This window comes from Bradyrhizobium barranii subsp. apii, assembly GCF_011516635.5.
Classification (GTDB): Bacteria; Pseudomonadota; Alphaproteobacteria; order Rhizobiales; family Xanthobacteraceae; genus Bradyrhizobium; species Bradyrhizobium barranii.
In genome coordinates, this window is sequence record NZ_CP096255.1 from 3,423,134 (window position 1) to 3,445,795 (window position 22,662).

Below are 22,662 nucleotides of genomic sequence, written 5' to 3' on the forward strand. Positions count from 1 at the left end.
GGTGGTTGTCGGGGATGTCCCGATCGCTGTTGAACTACGTCGGGTCGACGTTGCCGGAATGAATATTACGCAGCCCTCGTGACGTGGGCAACGGACTTGATTGTCATGCGATCGTGGTGAGCTTGAAGGGCCGCACGCAGAACCGACAATTGCTTATGCGCCTTCAATCGTCGGAAGCCCTTGTTGGCCTCGATCATACCGGCCGCGACCCATCGCAAGGCCATACCGGCATCCCGCCAGCGTTTAACGTTGCGCGTGACGCGGCGAATGGTGCCCATCATGTTCTCGGCGATATTGGTACAGGCGAGCGATCGGCGAAGCTCCTTCGGCAACTTCAACCGGACGACAGTCAGGATTTCGTCGAGGCCTTCGAGGATACTGGCCGCAACGCCGGGCCATTGCTGGTCGAGTCGACGCGCGAGATTGCGGATCAATTTTTCAGCCTTGTCGGCGTCATCGAGCTCCCAGGCCTGGCGCAGCACCCGGCGGGTGGCCGCATGATGCTCTTTCGGCAGGCGTTCCATGATGTTGCGCGCCTTGTGGATCTGGCAGCGCTGGATCGCAGCGGCCGAACCGAAGGTGCGGCGGATCGCCTTCGACAACGCCTTCGCGCCGTCGGCGATGAACAGTCTTGGCACCGTCGGGTCGAGCCCGCGCGAGACCAGGTTGTCCAGCAGGGCCTGAACCGTTGCTGCATTCTCGGTCGCCCCTTCCACCAGCGCCAGCGGATGCTTGTTGCCTTCGCCGTCAACCCCGATCGCGGCCACCAGCACGAGATCGTCGTCGAGATGCAGCCCGTCGATTTGGACCACCAGAAGGTCGAGCGCGGACAGATCGGCAGCCATGAAGTCGGCCAGCCGCGCCGCCGACAGAGCCACGAACCTCCGCGAGGCCGCCGACTTCGAAATCCCCGATCCGGGCGGTGCCGGCACGTCACCCTCGGGCAGCCGGACGGCGCGGCCGAACCGGCGCGTCGACACATTGATCAGCATCAGGTTCATCGCCCAGCGACCGAGCCAGTCCTCCTGCGCCGCCGTTTCCCAGCTCGGGATCGTGACCTCGCGGCCGTCCATGCCCCGGACCCGCGGGCGATCGACCTCGATCTTGCCGCCGTGGAAACCGATCCGCCCCCGCGTTCGGCCCCAACGGTGCGCCCGCCGCGCCGCATCACGACCGTGGCGCGGCCCGCAGGCCGCTGTCACATCCGCCTCCATCATCGTGCCGAGCGCCTCGATTCCTGCCGCAAGGCAGAACCGATCGAAGCTCGCTCGCACTTCCGCAAATGATTTCTCCACAGCCCCGGTCGCCGGCCAACCAGCCGGTGTGATATCTCTCGTCATGGCGTTGCTCTCCTTTGTGGAATCAGCACCCCGAGCCTACCGGCTCAAGGTGGGCAACGCCGACCTCTTCAGAAATTCAACAGAACCCGGGACATCCCCTGGTTGTCCGGTGCCCAATACCCCGAATCAATCCAAAAGAAGATGTTTGAAGCAGATAGAGCTGCCCACACAGCTGATTGAGCAAATTGCTTGAAGTGGTCAGCGGCGAGCAACAGTGATGAAAGAAAGAACGTGACCAGAACTGTCACAAACAGAGCGGGGAAAAGCCTTCTCGCACGGTTTATGTAGAAATCTCGAAAGGAGAAGACCCCTAACGCAATCTCCTCTTGGATTTTTCTTGTGATCAAATATCCGCTGATTACGAAGAATACATCGACGCCGACGTAGCCACCGAGTGCTGTATGAAAACCGGCGTGGAAGAATACAACTCCGAGAACAGCTATAGATCTGAGAACGTCGATGTCTGGACGGTAGTGCTCTATAGTCTGCTCAAGAATCATTGGACTAGCAGCAAGCACCGGAGCGTCCAGCGAGCGCACGCCATATTGCGAGATGCCCTGCTTGTTAATTGACAGTTCCGCCATGGTTCCTCGTCCCAGTTCTCAGTAGCTCTACGGTGTTTTTTTTGCTGCGCGCGTCGTCGCACCAAGATTGGGGACGCTGATTATTTGCCCCAGCCTGCAGATCGCATGTTTTGCGGCAACAGTTTTCGCGGTTGAACAAAGCCCGCCAGCAGCGAAGTTCGTGCACGCCAAGTCAAAGCAATGTGTACTAGAGCGGCAAAAAAATGACGCGCCGCACCCGTAGCAATCACCGCCCCCGAATCCGAGTCGAGAACAAGCGGTCGAAGTTTTTGTCTGGGATAGTTGCAAAGTTGCCACGGGCGACGGAGAATAATTATACCGTCCGCATGTAAAGCCTGCCGGATCAGATCGCGGCAGCCGGGCAGAGGCGCGCCGACTTCGTGATGGACACGCTCTCCAGCGGCCGGCGCTTCCGTATCTTGACCCTGGTCGACGACTTCACCCGGGGAGTGCCTGACCCTGCTCGCCGATACATCGCTCACCAGCATGCGTGTCGTGCGCGAACTCGACCGTGTCATCGACGGACACAGGGTTGGCGGGGAGGCTACGCGCTGAAGGCAGCGGCGACGTGCACGGCGCGGATCACAGCACCCGAGTAGATTGCTGCAAAGCCGACAATCCATGTGCCCAATCTTCGCCCGAACCGGGCCTTAGAGTCTGTCCGGAAAGATTACCTTGGATTGCATAGCTTTCGCAGCATGAGTCGGATGGAGGCCAGCTTGAGAAAGGCGAGCGCCCTGTGATTGAAGCATTCCCAATCTTTGGACAGTCTTCGGCATCGCCCGAGCCAGGCAAAGGTACGCTCGACGATCCAGCGTTTGGGCAAGACGACGAAACGGTGAGCCTGATCGGAGCGTTTGACGATTTCGAGGTTCACGCGCTTCAGAGCGCTACGCAGCCCCTTCTGGAAATGTGGCCCTTGATATCCGCCGTCGGCGTAGAGCTTCAGAAGAAAGGGATAGAGGCCGAACAACGTTGCCATCAGGAGCACGCCGCCGTCGCGATCCTGGATGTCCGCCGCATGCACGATGGCGTGCATCAAGAGGCCTTGCGTGTCGACGAGAATGTGCCGCTTCTTGCCCTTGATCTTCTTGCCCGCGTCGTAGCCATGGAGATCATGAGGCCCCCTTTTTCAGCGCTTTTCACGCTCTGGCTATCGATGATGGCGGCGGTGGGAGAAGCCTCGCGCTCGGCCCTTTCGCGACATTCGACATAGAGGGCGTGATGAATTTTATCGAGCGTGCCGTTCCAGCTCCACAGATCGAAGTAGCCATACAGCGTCGAGCGCGGCGGCAGGTCCTTGGGGATCGCGCGCCACTGGCAACCTGTGCTCAGGATGTACATCAGCCCGTTGGCAATCTCGCGCAGGTCCACCGTACGCTTGTTGCCGCCGCGCTTGGCCGGCGGGATGCGAGGCGCGATCAGCGCCCACTCCTCGTCGGTCAAGTCGCTCGGATAGCGCAGGCGGCTGCGGTCGTAGCGTGCACGGTTCTCGGTAGTCCACATTGGCGGCGCGTCCCCATCGAATCAGGCCGCTCACCTTGAATCACAACCGATTCATTCGACTCAACATGTTTTGGAATAGACACTTAGACTAGCATGAGTTGTTTTTATGCTGCATCCGAGCCGCATTCCGGAATCGCTTCATGCAACACGGCGAGGATAATATTCCGATCGACCTTTGCGGTTGCTCGTTCCAGTGCATCCAACCATCGCTTCATCTGAAGAATGGATGGCTCGTTGGTCTTTGCCGCCATGACGCCCTGGATACCAATTTCAGCTGGCGGCTCCTCGCGCGCAAAGAGCTTTTCATTTAGTCGTTCACCGGGCCTCATCCCGCTAAACGATATCTCAATGTCACGCCCCGGCTCGAGGCCTGACAGCCGTATCATGCGTTCGGCCAATTCGACTATCCTGACCGGTTGTCCCATGTTGAGCACATAGACAGAGGCATCATCGGGACGGGACACGACGGCATGAGACGCCGCCGTTATGACGAGGTCACATGCCTCTCGAATGGTCATAAAATAGCGCACCATATCCGGGTGCGTGACCGTCACGGGCCCCCCCGCCTCGATCTGTGCCTTAAACTTTGGAACGACGGATCCTTTGGAGGCCAATACGTTCCCGAAGCGCACAGAAATGAGCCGCGTAGGTTGCTGCTCTCCCTCCTGAATATCGTGATCAAGCGCCTGGCAGTACATTTCAGCGAATCTTTTTGTGAGACCCAGCATAGAAACGGGTTCGATCGCTTTGTCGGTCGATATCAGCACCATGGCCCTGGCCCCAGAAGCCACAGCCGCATCGGCAACATTGATCGACCCAAATACGTTGGTTTTGACGCCCTCGCTCCAATCACGCTCCAAGATCGGAACATGTTTGAGCGCCGCGGTGTGGAAAACCATCTCCGGGCCAAAGCCGCGCAACAGCTGGAAAATGCGATTTCGATCGCGGACGTCGGCGATTCGTCCCTCGACCGTTGCTTCGGGATGGCGCGCCGAGAGTGCCTCCATCACGGCATACAGCGCGGGCTCCGAGTTATCGATGATGAGCAGTCGGCTGGTTCCATGGCGGAGCAGTCGCTCACATATCTCTGAGCCGATCGATCCCGCTCCTCCCGTAACAGCGATCGCTTTGTCTCTTACCAATTGCTCAATCCGCCCATGATCAATCGGCTGGGTCGGCCGAAGCAACAGATCCTCAACGGCGATCGGCTTCAGTCTGGGAGTTTCACCTCCATCCAAAGAGGGCAAACGGCTCACAACGAGGCCGAGTTTCCGTGCTTGAATAAGGATCTTTTCCGGGTGCGCATCGAGCTCAAAAGCCGATGGCCCCATCACGAGCCGAGCAATCGGCCGCTTGCGACTTGCCAAGTCGCGAACGACGTCCTCCAGGTCATCTACTCCGCCCAACACTGGAATGTTGCGCAACAACTGTCCCCAGTCCGCGCGCGAGGGCGACAGTAGGCCAGCCGGCCAAATCGCCTTCACCGAGCCATTTTCAATGGCGCGCAGCAGGACTTCCAGATCGGCGGCCCTGCCGATCATCAGTGTGGGGGTAGCACTCAGTTCGCGTGCATGATGCAGGGTGCGCGTATAGCGGAAATAGCGATATGCAAAACGGGAGGCGCCCAGAAAGAACACTTGAAAGAACCAATAGAGAATAATGGTCACCTTCCCCAGGAAATATGTCCCATAGATGTTCGGGGCTAGGAAAACATAGTCCAGGGCAACGAGCGCGACGGTTAGAACCGTCGCTGCGCGAAATAAATTCAGTACGTCAGGTAAAGAAAAGAACCGCCACTTCGTCGTGGTCAAATTGAACGCATAACAAACGATGACGCTCAAAGCGACGAAGAACGGCAGCACGCGAACAAGTAGCGGCAGCCGTTCAATGAACAGATCGCTTTCGAACCGCAAATAGAAACTGGCGAGCACTGCCGCAACGGTAGCAAGAGCATCATGCACCGCGATCAAAAAATTACGATACGTGAGACTCGACAAACGCGTCATTGGATTATGGCCCCAGAGTGCGATAGAACCTCGCCAGGCTCTTTCCGCTTCTAACCCGAATGGCAGGGGTTTGCCACTTGTCTCAACAGGAGCCGGGTTTGCAAGCTTTGAGATCACTGATGCCTGGTGTGGGTATTTCGCCGGGCTAGACACCTGCTGAAGCGCGATCGCATCGAAGACCCGTTCGAGCGTGCTGACTCGGCTTCAGGCCCGGTGAAGCTCTTCAGTGCTGATCTAACCTGTTGCCGCACCAATCGAGTGCAAGAAGGCTGCCGGTTTGCTGATTGGTTGTCTCCCAACTACAACGCGCGGCTTGGCGATGAACCAGAGAACCGGTACCGACTCGCCAAGCTAGTCAGCTAACTACTCCGCAGGGAATCCGACGATGCTTTGCCGCTGAGGTCAATGGGCCAGACTTCAGCCATTTGAGTCATCCCGCTAAACTCCCCATTCCTGAAGCCGATGCGATAAGAATAGACAGCAAGAGCGACCGACCAAACTGCCAAAAGCAAATAGACCATCGGATCTCCTTCTTGATTTCTACCAGGAAGCCTCAAAACGCACTAATCCACGCCCCCATCGCGGTATTTTATTACCTTCACATTCATTGCAACCAGAAGGAGAGTCGCCACCAACAAGACCGTAAGGGCTACCCCTAAGAACACCAACAGCATCAAGACCTCGGATTCTTTAGTATTGGCAAGACTTGCTAAGCGATACTCGGCATGCACGCAGCAGGTCAATAACGGCTGGTTTGTAGCCGAGTGGCGTGCGAAGCGGTTCCACTGCCGAGAACCGCGTCAAGACGCATCCTGTTTGACCGGCATCGGCGCCAGGACTGACTTGCCGTCGGAGGCTTCCACACTATGGTAGCCCCGTTAACCCGTCCTGGAGCCCAGCAAGATGCCCTTCCCGCATGCCTCGGAAGCCCTATCACGTTTCACCGTGCTCGATCTGACACGGGTCCGGTCCGGGCCTACCTGCGTGCGGCAGCTCGCGGACTGGGGGGCCAATGTCATCAAGATCGACGCGCTCACCGAGGATTCTGGCGGCGAACAGCCGGGCGGGCCGCGACGGGGGGCCGACTTTCAGAATTTGCACCGCAACAAGCGGGCGATGACGCTGAATCTGAAGGACGAGCGCGGGCTCGCCGTGTTCAAGCGTCTCGCCGCCAAGGCCGACGTCGTGGTCGAGAATTTCCGTCCCGACGTGAAGAAGAAGCTCGGCATCGACTATGAGAGTCTGCGCGAGATCAACCCGCGCATCGTCTATGGCAGCATCTCCGGCTTCGGCCAGGACGGGCCCTACCACAAGCGGCCGGGTTTCGATCAGATCGCGCAGGGCATGGGCGGCCTGATGTCGATCACCGGCGCGCCGGGCGAAGGGCCGATGCGGGTCGGTATTCCCGTCGCCGACCTCACGGCCGGCCTGTTCTGCGCCATGGGCATCCTCACCGCGCTGCTCGAGCGCGAGGTCTCGGGCAAGGGCCAGTGGGTGCAGACCTCGCTGCTCCAGGCCCAGATCTTCATGCTCGACTTCCAGGCCGCACGCTGGCTGATGGAGAAGGAGGTCGCCAAGCAGGCCGGCAACAATCACCCGACCAGCATCCCGACCGGCGTGTTCAAGACCTCGGACGGCTATATCAACATCGCCACGACCGGCGGGCGGATCTGGGAGCGTTGCGCGCAGGCGATCGGCGCCCCTGAGCTCTACAGCCATCCCGACTATGCGACCGCGCCGGCCCGCTCCAAGAACCGGGACGCGCTCAACGCCAAGATCGAGGAGCGCACCGTGACCCAATCGACCGAAACCTGGGTCCGCGAGCTCAACGAAGCCGGCGTACCCTGCGGGCCGATTTATGCGATCGACCAGATGTTTGAGGACGCCCAGGTGAAGCATCTCGGCATCGCGCAGGATGTGCCCAATGAGGAAGATCGGCACATCCGGCTGGTTGGCCAGCCCGTCACCCTGTCGCGCACGCCAAGCGAAATGGTGGCGCGGCCGCCGGAGTTTGGCGAGCAGACCGAAGAGGTCTTGGAGGAATTTGGCTTCACCTCGCGTGAGATTGCAGCTTTGAGGCAAGCCAAAATTATCTAACCCGTCTTATTCGTCAGAGGGCGCCTGAGAGGCTGGCGAGCGTGGTGTAAAGCGCTGATGCGGCGTAGGATTCGGTTGCAAAGCCAACCCCATCACCTTCAGCCGCGAACACCACGCCCGCCATGACCGACGATACGATTCTGCCCTTCTCGTTTCCAGCCGTTCACGCCAAGAAAGTCACAGCTGCCTTCGATGGCGGTCGGCTGACCTCGAACGGGGGCGTGATGCTTCTGGCGATGGCCGAGCGGCGTCTCGGCTTGGCCGACAATTTGGCCCGGGTGTTCCCGGATCGGCGCGATCCGACGCGGGTCGTGCACAGCCTGGTCGATATGTTCCGCGCGCGCATGTTCGCGATCTGCTGCGGCTACGAGGACGCCGACGACCTCGATCATCTGCGGTCCGATCCCGCATTCAAGCTGGCCTGCGGACGGCTGCCGGACACGGGTCGCGATCTGTGTTCCCAACCGACGCTGTCGCGCCTGGAGAATGCTCCGCGCCTGCGCGACGTGATCCGACTGACCTACACTTTGGTCGACGCATGGATGGATAGCTACCCGCGCGAGCCGGCATCCGTCACGCTCGACATCGATGATACCTGCGATGTCGTCCACGGCCATCAGCAGCTCTCGCTGTTCAACGCTCATTATGACGAACGCTGCTTCCTGCCGATCCACGTCTACGACACGGAGAAGAGCCGGCCCGTGGCGGTCGTGCTGCGGCCCGGCAAGACGCCGGGCGGCGTCGAGGTGCGTGCCCATCTGCGCCGCCTGGTACGGCATATCCGGACGCGGTGGCACAACACGCGAATTACGTTCCGTGGCGACGGGCACTATGCCCGGCCGGAGGCAATGGCGTGGTGCGAGACCAACGGCATCGACTACATCTTCGGTCTGTCCGGCACCAAGCCGCTCGCCAGAAAAGTCGACGCGGTCGCCGACGACATCCGCACGCGACGCGCCATCGAGAACCTGCCGGTTCTGCGCGGCTATACCGAGACGCGCCACAAGGCAAAGTCCTGGGATCGCGAACGACGCACCGTCGCCCGTATTGAGGCGACGATGCTCGGCCTCGACATCCGCTTCGTCGTCACCAGCCTCGATGTCGGCTCGGCCGAGTGGATCTACGACAGCCTGTATTGCGCGCGCGGCCAAGCCGAGAATCTGATCAAGCTGCATAAGACGCAGCTCGCCTCCGATCGCACCAGTTGCCGTTCGGCGCTCGCCAATCAAGTCCGCCTCGTTCTCCATACCGCCGCTTATTGGCTGATGCTGACCGTGCGCGACGCCATTCCCAAAGTCCGGGAATTGGCCACTGCCGAGTTCGCGACGCTGCGTCTTCGGCTCTTGAAAATCGCCGCCCGGGTTGTCGAGACCAAGAGCCGCATTCGCCTTGCGTTCGCCGCGGCATGTCCCGAAGCCGACCTGATCCGCAGCTTGCCCGGCGCGCTGCTGCCGCTCGGTCCTTGACCGGTGGGGCGTCCGCCCGCGTTCACCCAACCCATCCCTCAAGCGCGTTGCAAAGTACCGGTCGTCAGGCGGTGAAAAGCCGAAGGCAATCCTGTGCGCCTCGTCAGCGGAGGTGTGCGGATGCACCAGTCGGACCAAAATACCGCGCTCTCACGAATAGGGCGGGCTAATTTCCGCTCGCAGCTCACTTGCCTCATGATAGTCGGGCGGCGTCACTTTCGCGCTCGCCCAAGGTGCCCGGACCGAATGCCCCTCCTGCAGAACTCCCAAGCGGTTGAAGAGCCGTCAAATTGGAAGCGCGACTGGTTGCTTTCATTTCGCTCCGACCCAATCCTAACGAGCGACGTCCTTGCTGTTTTGACGGCGGCGTCACTCCCATGGTCCACAACTCTTGTCTCGATCTTCAGCGCCCTCTTGATCCTCAACATATCCCGAACATTGCGTCTTGAGGCATTCCGCGATTCGATCACGAGATCGAGGAGCATCTTTCCCATATTGCTGTTTTTGTTGGTTCTGATCGGAACCGTCTGGGCAACCGGAGTTTCCTGGCCAGCTCGCCTGCGCGGAGTGAATCCCGCGCTCAAACTCCTCGCGATCCCATTTTTGGTCTACCACTATCGGAGGTCGCCGCACGCAATCTGGACGTTGTTCGCATTTCTCCTCTCTTGCACGGTCCTAATGGCTCTGTCCTGGGCCACCGCACTGGATCCGAATCTTATTCGCAACCCGGCATCCGTACCCGGCGTTCCCGTCAAGAACTACATCGATCAAAGCCAGTCCTTCGCCTTGTGTGCCATCGTCCTGGCCTGGCCAATTCTCAAGCTATCCCAATCTCGCCGATACTTTTTTGCGTTCTCTGCATATTTCAGTGATCGTGAGCAGCGATTTCGCGCGATCATGAGCGCCGAATTCAGACGATCGTGAGCAGCCTCGCTCCGGCCGAGGCGGTGATAGGGTCAGCGTTCTGGCTGCTCGTCAAGGGTGATGGTTTTGGCGTTGCGTTTTCGCATGCTTTCGCCAGCAAGCTGGAGGCGGTGAGCGTTGTGGACGAGGCGATCCAGAATCGCGTCGCCTAGCGTGGGATCTCCGATAACTTCGTGCCATGTGTCCACAGGGAGTTGGCTGGTTACGATGGTGGAGGAGCGGCCATGGCGATCGTCAAGGATTTCCAGTAGATCGCGCCGCTCGGCAGCGGTGAGCACCGACAATCCCCAATCATCCAAAATCAGAACCTGGGCGCGGCCAAGGGTTTTGAGCAAGCGGGCATAACGTCCATCGCCCCGCGCGAGCCCCAACGCTTCGAACAATCTTGGGACGCGGTGATAGAGGACCGAGCGATTATCTCGGCAGGCCTTGTGGCCGAGGGCACAGGCTAACCAACTTTTGCCCAATCCGGTCGCCCCGGTTATGAGCAAATTCTCGTGGCGATCGATCCAGTCGCCGCTGGCGAGCTTGGCGAAGACGGCCCGGTCGATACCCCGCGGCGTGCGCAAATCGACGTCCTCCACGCAGGCATTCTGGCGGAGCGAGGCCAGCTTGAGGCGCGTGGTGAGCCGCCTGGTGTCGCGTTCCGCCGCTTCCCGGTCGACCAGCAGGCCGATGCGATCTTCGAACGGCAAGGCTTCGAGATCAGGCGATCGTCGCTGCTCCTCGAAGGCCTTGGCCATGCCGCTCAAGCCGAGCTCGATCAGGCGTTCGTGGGTGGGATGGTTGAGCATACAGGTCTCCTTGGCTTCAGTGAAAATAATCGCGGCCGCGGATGTTGCCGTGGCGCAGGGGTTGGTGTTCGGAGGGCTCGTCGAGAAAGGTACGATCCAGACCGTTCTGGAGGATGGAGCGGATCGAGGCGACGGATCGCGCCTTGATCAGAATGCCGCGCCGGCAGGCCGCTTCGACGCGCTCCGCGCTGTAGCTTTTGACCAGTGACAGAATGCCGAGGCAGGTGCGAAAGCCTTGCTCGGGATGCGGCCGGGCCGCGATCACGGCCTGGAAGAAGGCGGCGGTCGACGGACCGATCCGCTCGCCGGCGACGATCACTCCGGCGGGCGTCCATTGACCGTAGCGCCGATGGGCGCTGGGCATATGGTCGGCGATGGTGGTGTGGCCCCGCCGGTTGGGCGCGCGGGCGTGGCTGGCGATCCTGCGGCCGTTGTGGAAGATCTCGACCGTTCTGTCATCGATGCGTGCGTCGACAAGCTCACGGATGAGCCGATACGGCGCGGAATACCAGTGTCCATCGATCTCGATATGATAGTCGGGGCCGATCCGGCATCGCTTCCAGCGTGCGAAAGCGTAAGCCTGGTCCGGCAGCTTTGTAAGCTTGGGCTTGTCGAGCTCGGCGAACAGTTCGGCGCGACTGGCGCCAAAGTCGCGCATCTGCCTTGCATTGAGTTCGACGACGAGTGTTTTGATGGCTGCGTTCAGCTCCGCCAACGAAAAGAAGCGTTGGTTGCGCAGCCGCGCCAGAATCCATCGCTGGGCGACTTGCACCGCAACTTCGACCTTTGCCTTATCTTTTGGGCGCCGCGGCCGGGCTGCGAGAATGGCCGTGCCGTAATGGCTCGCCATCTCGGCATAGGTTCGGTTGAGGCCGGGATCGTGGCGGTCGGGATTGGTGACGGCGGCCTTGAGATTGTCGCAGACTACGAATGTCGGCACGCCGCCGAGGAAGGCGAAAAGATTGATGTGGACCCGGATCCAGTCGGCGAGCCCCTCGCTTGGACAGGCCTCGGCATAGGTATAGTTGGAGGCGCCCATCGCCGCGACGAACAGCTTCATCGACTGCACTTCCCCGTTTGAGGGATCGATGACGTCGATGGTGTCGCCGGCGAAATCCACGAAAACCTTCTCGCCGCCCAGATGCGTCTGCCGCATCGAAGGCCGGGCTCGCCCCTTCCAGGCCTCGTACGTCGTGCAGAACCAGGTGTAGCCGAAGCCATCGGGATGGGTGGCGCGATACTCGTCCCACAGCAGCCGACGGGTCACGTTGCGTCGGCGCAGCTCCTTGTCGACATAGCCCCAGTCGGGAACGGCCCGCTGGGGGCTCTGCGACGCAGGCCTCGGCGCCGGGAAAAGCAGCAGCTCCAGGTCCTCGTCGCTCATTCCGGCCGGCAACGGCCACTTCAGCCCGGCAGCCCCGGCTCGGCGTAGATAGCTGTGCACGGCGCCGTTGCTGATGCCCAAGGTGCGCGCGATGGCTCGCTCCGGCAAGCCTTGAACATGTTTTAAGCGGAGAACCTCTTTGATCCGGCGCATCGACAATCTCTGGGTGGGCATCGGCCTTCCTCGTTCACTGACGAGGCAGTTCCTAAGCCGGTTGAGTTGTCGGCCGAAGCGGGCTGAGTTGCTGAAAAGCTGCTCACGATCCCGCGAAATCCGTGCTCACGATCCCGCGAAACATGCATTCTCCCTTTTCGTGCTTGCGATTGGCTTCCTGGCCAATTTGTCGTTTGTAATTCTCGCGCGAACGGCGCTCGTTTACGTTCCAATAATGCTTTTTCTTTTTGTTGTGCTGCACCTACCGCGCTCATTTTCATACGGCGCTATCGCTTGTTCCATCGTTTTGGCAGCGACCGCTTGGTTTTTTTCAAGCAATCTCCAAACTCGCACGAGCAGCATCATGCTCGAATACTCGAAGTACGGCACCAGCAATGAAAAAACGTCTGCCGGGTTACGGCTGGAGTATTGGCGCAAATCGTTCGGCTTCTTTCTAGAAGCGCCCATCTTAGGACATGGCACAGGATCAGTTCAGATGCTGTTCGATCGAGCCGCGCAGGGCCAAACTGGTTTGGCCACAGAGACGATCAGCAACCCTCATAATCAGACCCTCAGTATAGCGGTGCAGTTGGGCGCCGTCGGATGCATAATTCTCTTCGCTATGTGGATAGCTCACCTGCTGCTCTTTCGCGGGACAGGTTTCAACTCATGGCTTGGCTTCATCGCTGTAGTCCAGAACATCGTAAGCTCGTTGTTCAACTCGCATCTATTCGATTTTGTGCCAGGGTGGATCTACGTGATAAGCGTTAGTCTCGCAGCAGGAATGATATTGCAACGACAAGGACGAAGCGCTTGAGGGGTATCCTCCGTTGTGAACCTCGCCGTTCTGCGCCTGCTTTCGCCGGCGTCCATCCGTGCTGAAAGGAAGATACTGCGTCCTGATCTTATCTGCCGCTGCGGTCGTGGCACGGGCGTCGTAGAGGGCGCGGCAGTTCGCCCTCAGTTTCGCCACTCGGGCCTCTGCCGCGACATCTTTCCCATGTCGTACAAGTTAGATCTTTACTGCATTTGTGAATAGCGCCTCACCCCACTCATACAAGGGGCGCATGAAATCGGATCGGGTGTGAATTGCCCGGCCTTTGCGCTCGCGCCATTTTCGACCGTAGGTATCAAACGGAAAGTGTCGTAGGTAGTATTCACAGGTCTCTTCCCAATGGTCGACTGACAACGACTTGCCATAGTGTTGGCAATACAGAGCAGTCTTCACGCGATCTACGCCGCCCGGCTCGCGTCCCTGCCGCTCCGCGAAGATGACCTCTGGCCGATTTCGCCACAACATCAGGATGTCTCGTCTCTCCGGGCCGAAGAAACGACGAAAGCCCAGCAGCTCCCGATCGGTTTGATAGGGCTCATGATCATCAGGGGTCATATAGGAGTCGAATAGCTGAACCCGCACGCCGTCACACTCACTGGAGTGCGCTGTTTCTATAAACTCCCGTAAATTTCCAGTAACGCGCTCATCCGCGTCGAAACAGAATATCCAGTCGAATGGCAATTGTTCGCGCGTTGTCTGCAGCAAGAGCGCGCGATGCCGACCCTCGGCAATTCGGCGTGCCTCGATGTCATCTTCCCACGCCTGATTTGCTAAGAGTCTGTCCGGAAAGATTACCTTGGATTGCATAGCTTTCGCAGCATGAGTCGGATGGAGGCCAGCTTGAGAAAGGCGAGCGCCCTGTGATTGAAGCATTCCCAATCTTTGGACAGTCTTCGGCATCGCCCGAGCCAGGCAAAGGTACGCTCGACGATCCAGCGTTTGGGCAAGACGACGAAACGGTGAGCCTGATCGGAGCGTTTGACGATTTCGAGGTTCACGCGCTTCAGAGCGCTACGCAGCCCCTTCTGGAAATGTGGCCCTTGATATCCGCCGTCGGCGTAGAGCTTCAGAAGAAAGGGATAGAGGCCGAACAACGTTGCCATCAGGAGCACGCCGCCGTCGCGATCCTGGATGTCCGCCGCATGCACGATGGCGTGCATCAAGAGGCCTTGCGTGTCGACGAGAATGTGCCGCTTCTTGCCCTTGATCTTCTTGCCCGCGTCGTAGCCATGGAGATCATGAGGCCCCCTTTTTCAGCGCTTTTCACGCTCTGGCTATCGATGATGGCGGCGGTGGGAGAAGCCTCGCGCTCGGCCCTTTCGCGACATTCGACATAGAGGGCGTGATGAATTTTATCGAGCGTGCCGTTCCAGCTCCACAGATCGAAGTAGCCATACAGCGTCGAGCGCGGCGGCAGGTCCTTGGGGATCGCGCGCCACTGGCAACCTGTGCTCAGGATGTACATCAGCCCGTTGGCAATCTCGCGCAGGTCCACCGTACGCTTGTTGCCGCCGCGCTTGGCCGGCGGGATGCGAGGCGCGATCAGCGCCCACTCCTCGTCGGTCAAGTCGCTCGGATAGCGCAGGCGGCTGCGGTCGTAGCGTGCACGGTTCTCGGTAGTCCACATTGGCGGCGCGTCCCCATCGAATCAGGCCGCTCACCTTGAATCACAACCGATTCATTCGACTCAACATGTTTTGGAACAGACACTAATCTTACTGCGTCACAAACGGTGGTCTGTGAAATGGGCGAACTTGATTGCACAACAAGGACATCTCGACAACGTTCGGACCAGCCCTTGTTCGAGTCGCCGTCGCATCGTCGTGATCGAATTTGGAATGTGACGTTGGGTCCGTAGCGGCAGAACCGCGGGGTCTGTAATCCGCGGAAACGCGAGCGAGCGGGATCGGCCGGGCGCGCCGAGCGCCTGAGGGGGGAAACGCCTCCCGCTCGGAGATCAGGAATCCGAAGGCTGCAATGCACATCGTTGCGTGATGATGAAAGCCGCGCCAGCCGCGTCCCTCGAAGTGGCCAAGCCCGACCTCCTGCTTGAGTTCCTGATAGTCGCGTTCGATGCGCCAGCGCAATTTAGCCGTCTCTACGAGAGTCCGGAATGCCACATCCTCCGGCAATGTCGAGAGCCAGTATTTGGTAGGCTGGTCCTCGCCTTTCGGCCATTCGATCAGCAACCATTCCTCCAACCGCTGGGTGGTTTGCCAATAATCACGGTGCGCGGCACGGACCCGCACGCGGGCAAAGCGCGAGCTCAGCTTTTCGTTCGTTCCTTGCCGCCACGTGATGGTGCGCCAAGCTTTGGCCGGCAGGCCGATCGCGAGCGCTTTAACGGCGGCCGGCCGACGCTGACGGTTGCGGCGCATCAGTTTCGGGGGACGGCCGCGGCCCGACCATGGCTTCGGCGGCAAGGGACCGGTGCCGGGCGCCCATACCGTTGTGCTCGACAGAAGACCCGCCACATAGGTCAATCCCAGCGCCGTGATCTCCGTGCGCAGATCGCTGTTGTTGCCATAGCCCGCGTCCATCAGCACGACACCACGCGGAAGGCCGGTCGCACAGGCCCACCGCAACTGCTCCAGCGCGATCTCCGGCTTGGTCCGGAAGCCGACTTCGGCAGGAATGCCCACCTTGCGCCGCCGATCGCAATCCTCAGTCCATTCCTTCGGAAGATAAAGGCGGTAGGCAACAGGCAGGCTGGCGTGGTGATTGGCAATCGATAATGACACCGCCACCTGGCAATTATCCTGCTTGCCGAGCTGCCCGCAATATTGCCGTGCAACTCCAACCGAATGTCGCCCCTGCTTGGGAAATCCGGTGTCATCGATGATCCAAGCTTCGATCGGGCCCTGGCGTTCGATCGCCGGCAGGACCATCTCTCGTACCTTGCCCAGCACCTTCTCATCCGACCAGGCGCCGCTGCCGACGAAATGCAGCAGCGATTGATGTTGGGCGGCCGTCCGTTCCGGAGCCGTCATCGCCGCCATTGGCTCCACGCTCTTACGACCGCCACAGGCCATGAGGCCGACGCAATAGTCGCGCAGCGGTGCCTTCCGATCAGCATGACCGATGACGCTGGCAAGCCCTTCCAAATACGTCGCAAATCGCATCTCACTGGTCTTGGTGCCACGCCCGCTCATGTAGCCTCCTCGGCTGATGGTCCATGCTTCAACCATCGCTGATTCCGGCCGGATAAAGCCTGCGGTTTTGTGACTCAGTCGTACTAAGAGTCTGTCCGGAAAGATTACCTTGGATTGCATAGCTTTCGCAGCATGAGTCGGATGGAGGCCAGCTTGAGAAAGGCGAGCGCCCTGTGATTGAAGCATTCCCAATCTTTGGACAGTCTTCGGCATCGCCCGAGCCAGGCAAAGGTACGCTCGACGATCCAGCGTTTGGGCAAGACGACGAAACGGTGAGCCTGATCGGAGCGTTTGACGATTTCGAGGTTCACGCGCTTCAGAGCGCTACGCAGCCCCTTCTGGAAATGTGGCCCTTGATATCCGCCGTCGGCGTAGAGCTTCAGAAGAAAGGGATAGAGGCCGAACAACGTTGCCATCAGGAGCACGCCGCCGTCGCGATCCTGGATGTCCGCCGCATGCACGATGGCGTGCATCAAGAGGCCTTGCGTGTCGACGAGAATGTGCCGCTTCTTGCCCTTGATCTTCTTGCCCGCGTCGTAGCCATGGAGATCATGAGGCCCCCTTTTTCAGCGCTTTTCACGCTCTGGCTATCGATGATGGCGGCGGTGGGAGAAGCCTCGCGCTCGGCCCTTTCGCGACATTCGACATAGAGGGCGTGATGAATTTTATCGAGCGTGCCGTTCCAGCTCCACAGATCGAAGTAGCCATACAGCGTCGAGCGCGGCGGCAGGTCCTTGGGGATCGCGCGCCACTGGCAACCTGTGCTCAGGATGTACATCAGCCCGTTGGCAATCTCGCGCAGGTCCACCGTACGCTTGTTGCCGCCGCGCTTGGCCGGCGGGATGCGAGGCGCGATCAGCGCCCACTCCTCGTCGGTCAAGTCGCTCGGATAGCGCAGGCGGCTGCGGTCGTAGCGTGCACGGTTCTCGGTAGTCCACATTGGCGGCGCGTCCCCATCGAATCAGGCCGCTCACCTTGAATCACAACCGATTCATTCGACTCAACATGTTTTGGAACAGACACTAAGAACGAGTGCTTCATTGCGAACGCGGGTGATCCCAACTAGAAAATGTTTCTGACCCAGCAAGCTCGCATTGCAAACAACGCTTCGTTCGCTGTCCCGCAGCTGCCAATTGCTCGTGCTTGGCATAGTCACCTCCTGGGATGAGGAATTGGCTCTAAAAGTGGTGGACGGGAGCCCTGTTGGCAAGCGAAAGCTGCACTTTCTGAACGCGCTCAGTCTGGGGCTTGCGGCATCGCGGCTGCACGTCGCATCGATAGATACTTCAGCAATTTGGGAGTGTCGCCGTGATTGAGCGTCGTGGCTTCATGTGAATTGCGATCAATCGTTTGGCGCTTCATTGGGTTAAGAGTTTTCCTGGGCCGCACCTTGCGTCGTAAGCGACGTGCTCGGCCGGGATGCACGTCTGCGGTCGGATCGGCTGCCGGCGGAAGCAGACCGCCTCGTTCTGTCGTTCAACGGTTCTAATCGAACATTACTGCCGGATCGTTTGGCGATCCGGCGCCGATCTTGGCGTCGCCTTTGTCCGCCGCGACGAACGACGTACCGCCCCGCCTTAGGGCCACGACTTGGAAGCCGCTGATATCGAGAGGCTGACCAAACGTGATATTGGATGCAAGGCCGTTTACGCGGCGTGGTTTGGCGCTGTGCCGCGCGATGCCGTGATCACCGGTTTCAAGGACCGCTTGATCTTTGTCCGCCTCAAGGACGAGGACCTTTCGAAGGCTGTTGAGCTCCTTCCATCTCCACTTCGAAGACGACTTTGAAAGCTGCCGGTGAAAATGAACTCGGAATGAATGTCCGGCACGCAGGTTCTCAGCACACGGCAGTCGACTTCCCAAATGGAATCCCTGAGTACGGCAAAGGCCAGGGGATGCATCACCTGACCCTTTGGCGGCCCTCGCTGGCTACCGTTGCAAGCACGGCTAGTACACGAAGGTATTTCCAAAAAGAAACTGGCGCGAAGATAGCCACGCAGCAGCTTTTCCGTGACTGTCCACTGCCGCGAGTGTTGGCTGAAACTGAAGCGGAGCGTGGCGCATCCTGTTGATCGAAGATGTTTCGGCGCTTAAAAGCGCTTGTTGTCAAACAGCGATTGCTGGAAATGTTTCAGGATATATACCGCTGCGATTGCAGAGGTGTTACCCAGCTAACGCCCTGTCTTCTCGCGCATCGCATTCAGGTCGGAACGCAATCGTGCTGCCGATTCAGCAGCCGGCTCTCGTTTCGGCGGCAGCTCATTGAGGTCCCGAGCCCAAGGGGCCCCCGACCGAAAGGTCGAGGCAGGTGGGTCGGAGGTCGTGCACGCCGAAATAAGGCTGCCAAGAGCCAGAAACCCACTCCTGGCGAGCGAGCGAAACGTTCTGTCCATCTGATCGCTCCGAATCAGGCTCATACAGAATAAATCGCGCTTATAGCTACTTCAACTTGCTTTCCGAGTGGGCAGACCGGCGATAAGGAAGCGCGAACAGAACCTAGCCCGCCCTATTCGTGAGAGCGCGGTATTTTGGTCCGACTGGTGCATCCGCACACCTCCGCTGACGAGGCGCACAGGATTGCCTTCGGCTTTTCACCGCCTGACGACCGGTACTTTGCAACGCGCTTGAGGGATGGGTTGGGTGAACGCGGGCGGACGCCCCACCGGTCAAGGACCGAGCGGCAGCAGCGCGCCGGGCAAGCTGCGGATCAGGTCGGCTTCGGGACATGCCGCGGCGAACGCAAGGCGAATGCGGCTCTTGGTCTCGACAACCCGGGCGGCGATTTTCAAGAGCCGAAGACGCAGCGTCGCGAACTCGGCAGTGGCCAATTCCCGGACTTTGGGAATGGCGTCGCGCACGGTCAGCATCAGCCAATAAGCGGCGGTATGGAGAACGAGGCGGACTTGATTGGCGAGCGCCGAACGGCAACTGGTGCGATCGGAGGCGAGCTGCGTCTTATGCAGCTTGATCAGATTCTCGGCTTGGCCGCGCGCGCAATACAGGCTGTCGTAGATCCACTCGGCCGAGCCGACATCGAGGCTGGTGACGACGAAGCGGATGTCGAGGCCGAGCATCGTCGCCTCAATACGGGCGACGGTGCGTCGTTCGCGATCCCAGGACTTTGCCTTGTGGCGCGTCTCGGTATAGCCGCGCAGAACCGGCAGGTTCTCGATGGCGCGTCGCGTGCGGATGTCGTCGGCGACCGCGTCGACTTTTCTGGCGAGCGGCTTGGTGCCGGACAGACCGAAGATGTAGTCGATGCCGTTGGTCTCGCACCACGCCATTGCCTCCGGCCGGGCATAGTGCCCGTCGCCACGGAACGTAATTCGCGTGTTGTGCCACCGCGTCCGGATATGCCGTACCAGGCGGCGCAGATGGGCACGCACCTCGACGCCGCCCGGCGTCTTGCCGGGCCGCAGCACGACCGCCACGGGCCGGCTCTTCTCCGTGTCGTAGACGTGGATCGGCAGGAAGCAGCGTTCGTCATAATGAGCGTTGAACAGCGAGAGCTGCTGATGGCCGTGGACGACATCGCAGGTATCATCGATGTCGAGCGTGACGGATGCCGGCTCGCGCGGGTAGCTATCCATCCATGCGTCGACCAAAGTGTAGGTCAGTCGGATCACGTCGCGCAGGCGCGGAGCATTCTCCAGGCGCGACAGCGTCGGTTGGGAACACAGATCGCGACCCGTGTCCGGCAGCCGTCCGCAGGCCAGCTTGAATGCGGGATCGGACCGCAGATGATCGAGGTCGTCGGCGTCCTCGTAGCCGCAGCAGATCGCGAACATGCGCGCGCGGAACATATCGACCAGGCTGTGCACGACCCGCGTCGGATCGCGCCGATCCGGGAACACCCGGGCCAAATTGTCGGCCAAGCCGAGACGCCGCTCGGCCATCGCCAGAAGCATCACGCCCCCGTTCGAGGTCAGCCGACCGCCATCGAAGGCAGCTGTGACTTTCTTGGCGTGAACGGCTGGAAACGAGAAGGGCAGAATCGTATCGTCGGTCATGGCGGGCGTGGTGTTCGCGGCTGAAGGTGATGGGGTTGGCTTTGCAACCGAATCCTACGCCGCATCAGCGCTTTACACCACGCTCGCCAGCCTCTCAGGCGCCCTCTGACGAATAAGACGGGCTAGCTCCGTGGCACGATACCCAAATCCAGGTTCCTCGGCGAAGGCGAAACTTCGTGCGGCCAAAAACCGAACCGCGATGACTGAAGAATGATAGGGAACTTCTCGCCCCTCGAAGTAACCGAGCTGGTCGCGCGTCTGGGGTGGGACTGCCGATGGTCGGACTGCCGATGGCCGGACCGTCGACCGCCAAAATTTCTAGACCTAGATTTTGTAGCACACAATTGGCCGCTTAAATGCCTCGCGCGTCCATCTAAGCTCGAATTGGATCCGTGCGGCGGCCGGTATCCTTGGTCGCAATCTACAGTCCAAATACACTCCCGCCGGCTCACAAGGTCGGCGGGTTTTTCTCTTGACCTTGGGAAATTCACGGGTGGGCGCCGGTTCACGCTGGCGGGTCTTGGAGGCGATGCGAGAGCTTGTTGCAAGCGCTAATCATTCGTGAGTTGCCCATACCGGAGGCTGCAGAAATACTGACCCGGCTATGGATCCCCTGTTGCTAATTGTCGGCGTTGTGGCCATTTTGGCTGTTGGCGCCACGTTCGTGGTGATCACCTATTTCGATGTTAGAGCTGAGCGCAGGCGCCAACGGTAAGGCCGCCTCTGTTCATTTCGGTTTTTGGCGGTTCAATGCTCGCATGACTCCGATGCGGGCAAACATTGTCCGGCTGCCGCCTTCCGCCACCAGGATCAGTGCTGCTCGCGGCTTGCCATTCCGGCGCGGCGTGCTCTTTCGGCAGCGTGGCGATGTGCTCGCCGGCGTCGAGCAGCGTCACCAGTACGCGATCGCCGATCCTGATGGGATCCTCGAACGGCCGACGCCATCCTCGTTCCGTCACACCGCCCCCGGTTACCAATAGCCCATGCCACCGAAAGGGGGGATGTCCCGGGTTCTGTTGAATTTCTGAAGAGGTCGGCGTTGCCCACCTTGAGCCGGTAGGCTCGGGGTGCTGATTCCACAAAGGAGAGCAACGCCATGACGAGAGATATCACACCGGCTGGTTGGCCGGCGACCGGGGCTGTGGAGAAATCATTTGCGGAAGTGCGAGCGAGCTTCGATCGGTTCTGCCTTGCGGCAGGAATCGAGGCGCTCGGCACGATGATGGAGGCGGATGTGACAGCGGCCTGCGGGCCGCGCCACGGTCGTGATGCGGCGCGGCGGGCGCACCGTTGGGGCCGAACGCGGGGGCGGATCGGTTTCCACGGCGGCAAGATCGAGGTCGATCGCCCGCGGGTCCGGGGCATGGACGGCCGCGAGGTCACGATCCCGAGCTGGGAAACGGCGGCGCAGGAGGACTGGCTCGGTCGCTGGGCGATGAACCTGATGCTGATCAATGTGTCGACGCGCCGGTTCGGCCGCGCCGTCCGGCTGCCCGAGGGTGACGTGCCGGCACCGCCCGGATCGGGGATTTCGAAGTCGGCGGCCTCGCGGAGGTTCGTGGCTCTGTCGGCGGCGCGGCTGGCCGACTTCATGGCTGCCGATCTGTCCGCGCTCGACCTTCTGGTGGTCCAAATCGACGGGCTGCATCTCGACGACGATCTCGTGCTGGTGGCCGCGATCGGGGTTGACGGCGAAGGCAACAAGCATCCGCTGGCGCTGGTGGAAGGGGCGACCGAGAATGCAGCAACGGTTCAGGCCCTGCTGGACAACCTGGTCTCGCGCGGGCTCGACCCGACGGTGCCAAGACTGTTCATCGCCGACGGCGCGAAGGCGTTGTCGAAGGCGATCCGCCGCACCTTCGGTTCGGCCGCTGCGATCCAGCGCTGCCAGATCCACAAGGCGCGCAACATCATGGAACGCCTGCCGAAAGAGCATCATGCGGCCACCCGCCGGGTGCTGCGCCAGGCCTGGGAGCTCGATGACGCCGACAAGGCTGAAAAATTGATCCGCAATCTCGCGCGTCGACTCGACCAGCAATGGCCCGGCGTTGCGGCCAGTATCCTCGAAGGCCTCGACGAAATCCTGACTGTCGTCCGGTTGAAGTTGCCGAAGGAGCTTCGCCGATCGCTCGCCTGTACCAATATCGCCGAGAACATGATGGGCACCATTCGCCGCGTCACGCGCAACGTTAAACGCTGGCGGGATGCCGGTATGGCCTTGCGATGGGTCGCGGCCGGTATGATCGAGGCCAACAAGGGCTTCCGACGATTGAAGGCGCATAAGCAATTGTCGGTTCTGCGTGCGGCCCTTCAAGCTCACCACGATCGCATGACAATCAAGTCCGTTGCCCACGTCACGAGGGCTGCGTAATATTCATTCCGGCAACGTCGACCCGACGTAGTTCAACAGC

The 22,662-nt window shown here is 60.2% G+C and carries 15 protein-coding genes and 4 pseudogenes; 7 read left to right on the forward strand and 12 right to left on the reverse strand.

Annotated features, from left to right (window positions below; genetic code table 11):
• Positions 1-65 precede the first annotated feature (65 nt).
• Together HAP41_RS16325 and HAP41_RS16330 are read right to left on the reverse strand one after the other, a co-directional pair.
• Entirely contained in the window at positions 66-1,340 is a 1,275-nt protein-coding gene (locus HAP41_RS16325; protein ID WP_166064748.1) for an IS256 family transposase, read from the reverse strand.
• Positions 1,341-1,408: 68 nt separating this feature from the next.
• Complete coding sequence (locus tag HAP41_RS16330) at positions 1,409-1,924, reverse strand: acyltransferase family protein (RefSeq protein ID WP_166099803.1); 516 nt, start codon at positions 1,922-1,924, stop codon at positions 1,409-1,411.
• Between the two features lie 371 nt (positions 1,925-2,295).
• On the opposite strand from HAP41_RS16330, the pseudogene HAP41_RS16335 reads away from it, so the two are divergent.
• Positions 2,296-2,443, forward strand: a pseudogene (locus HAP41_RS16335) (IS3 family transposase); the annotation flags it as partial.
• A 151-nt stretch (positions 2,444-2,594) separates the two neighbouring features.
• Here HAP41_RS16335 and HAP41_RS16340 read toward each other — a convergent pair.
• Positions 2,595-3,430: pseudogene (locus tag HAP41_RS16340) on the reverse strand (IS5 family transposase).
• 104 nt (positions 3,431-3,534) lie between these two features.
• On the reverse strand, positions 3,535-5,436 hold the full coding sequence (locus HAP41_RS16345; RefSeq protein WP_166099800.1) for a nucleoside-diphosphate sugar epimerase/dehydratase: 1,902 nt from the start codon (positions 5,434-5,436) through the stop codon (positions 3,535-3,537).
• A 903-nt stretch (positions 5,437-6,339) separates the two neighbouring features.
• Between HAP41_RS16345 and HAP41_RS16350 the strand changes: the two genes are divergently transcribed.
• From HAP41_RS16350 to HAP41_RS16360, 3 genes are all read left to right on the forward strand, one after another.
• On the forward strand, positions 6,340-7,533 hold the full coding sequence (locus HAP41_RS16350; protein WP_166099797.1) for a CaiB/BaiF CoA transferase family protein: 1,194 nt from the start codon (positions 6,340-6,342) through the stop codon (positions 7,531-7,533).
• Positions 7,534-7,655: 122 nt separating this feature from the next.
• On the forward strand, positions 7,656-8,999 hold the full coding sequence (locus HAP41_RS16355; RefSeq protein ID WP_166053720.1) for an IS1380 family transposase: 1,344 nt from the start codon (positions 7,656-7,658) through the stop codon (positions 8,997-8,999).
• Positions 9,000-9,245: 246 nt separating this feature from the next.
• Positions 9,246-9,923: a hypothetical protein gene (locus tag HAP41_RS16360; RefSeq protein ID WP_166099793.1), complete on the forward strand. Its 678-nt coding sequence runs from the start codon at positions 9,246-9,248 to the stop codon at positions 9,921-9,923.
• 32 nt (positions 9,924-9,955) lie between these two features.
• On the opposite strand, the gene istB is transcribed toward HAP41_RS16360, so the two are convergent.
• Entirely contained in the window at positions 9,956-10,717 is a 762-nt protein-coding gene (istB, locus tag HAP41_RS16365; RefSeq protein WP_166063422.1) for an IS21-like element helper ATPase IstB, read from the reverse strand.
• A gap of 16 nt (positions 10,718-10,733) precedes the next feature.
• The gene (gene istA, locus HAP41_RS16370) at positions 10,734-12,275 is read right to left on the reverse strand and encodes an IS21 family transposase (protein WP_166063394.1); all 1,542 of its coding nucleotides are present in this window, start codon (positions 12,273-12,275) and stop codon (positions 10,734-10,736) included.
• Between istA and HAP41_RS16375 the strand changes: the two genes are divergently transcribed.
• Positions 12,241-13,071, forward strand: coding sequence for an O-antigen ligase family protein (locus HAP41_RS16375; protein ID WP_166099787.1), 831 nt, complete (start codon positions 12,241-12,243; stop codon positions 13,069-13,071). The genes istA and HAP41_RS16375 overlap by 35 nt on opposite strands.
• A gap of 195 nt (positions 13,072-13,266) precedes the next feature.
• On the opposite strand, the gene HAP41_RS16380 is transcribed toward HAP41_RS16375, so the two are convergent.
• The 6 genes and pseudogenes from HAP41_RS16380 to HAP41_RS16405 form a co-directional block, all read right to left on the reverse strand.
• Positions 13,267-13,896, reverse strand: a complete 630-nt coding sequence (locus tag HAP41_RS16380; RefSeq protein WP_175618116.1) for a glycosyltransferase family protein — start codon at positions 13,894-13,896, stop codon at positions 13,267-13,269.
• Positions 13,881-14,716: pseudogene (locus HAP41_RS16385) on the reverse strand (IS5 family transposase). The gene HAP41_RS16380 and the pseudogene HAP41_RS16385 overlap by 16 nt, the downstream one beginning before the upstream one ends.
• A gap of 88 nt (positions 14,717-14,804) precedes the next feature.
• The gene (locus HAP41_RS16390; protein ID WP_166105276.1) at positions 14,805-16,241 is read right to left on the reverse strand and encodes an IS701 family transposase; all 1,437 of its coding nucleotides are present in this window, start codon (positions 16,239-16,241) and stop codon (positions 14,805-14,807) included.
• A gap of 104 nt (positions 16,242-16,345) precedes the next feature.
• Positions 16,346-17,181 (reverse strand): annotated as a pseudogene (locus tag HAP41_RS16395) (IS5 family transposase).
• Between the two features lie 545 nt (positions 17,182-17,726).
• Complete coding sequence (locus HAP41_RS16400) at positions 17,727-18,104, reverse strand: hypothetical protein (protein WP_166099784.1); 378 nt, start codon at positions 18,102-18,104, stop codon at positions 17,727-17,729.
• An 803-nt stretch (positions 18,105-18,907) separates the two neighbouring features.
• A complete protein-coding gene (locus HAP41_RS16405) occupies positions 18,908-20,251 on the reverse strand; it encodes an IS1380 family transposase (protein ID WP_166053720.1) in 1,344 nt (447 codons plus the stop codon).
• Between the two features lie 683 nt (positions 20,252-20,934).
• Between HAP41_RS16405 and HAP41_RS50360 the strand changes: the two genes are divergently transcribed.
• Entirely contained in the window at positions 20,935-21,231 is a 297-nt protein-coding gene (locus tag HAP41_RS50360) for a hypothetical protein (protein WP_166099779.1), read from the forward strand.
• A gap of 116 nt (positions 21,232-21,347) precedes the next feature.
• On the forward strand, positions 21,348-22,622 hold the full coding sequence (locus HAP41_RS16415; protein WP_166064748.1) for an IS256 family transposase: 1,275 nt from the start codon (positions 21,348-21,350) through the stop codon (positions 22,620-22,622).
• Positions 22,623-22,662 lie beyond the last annotated feature (40 nt).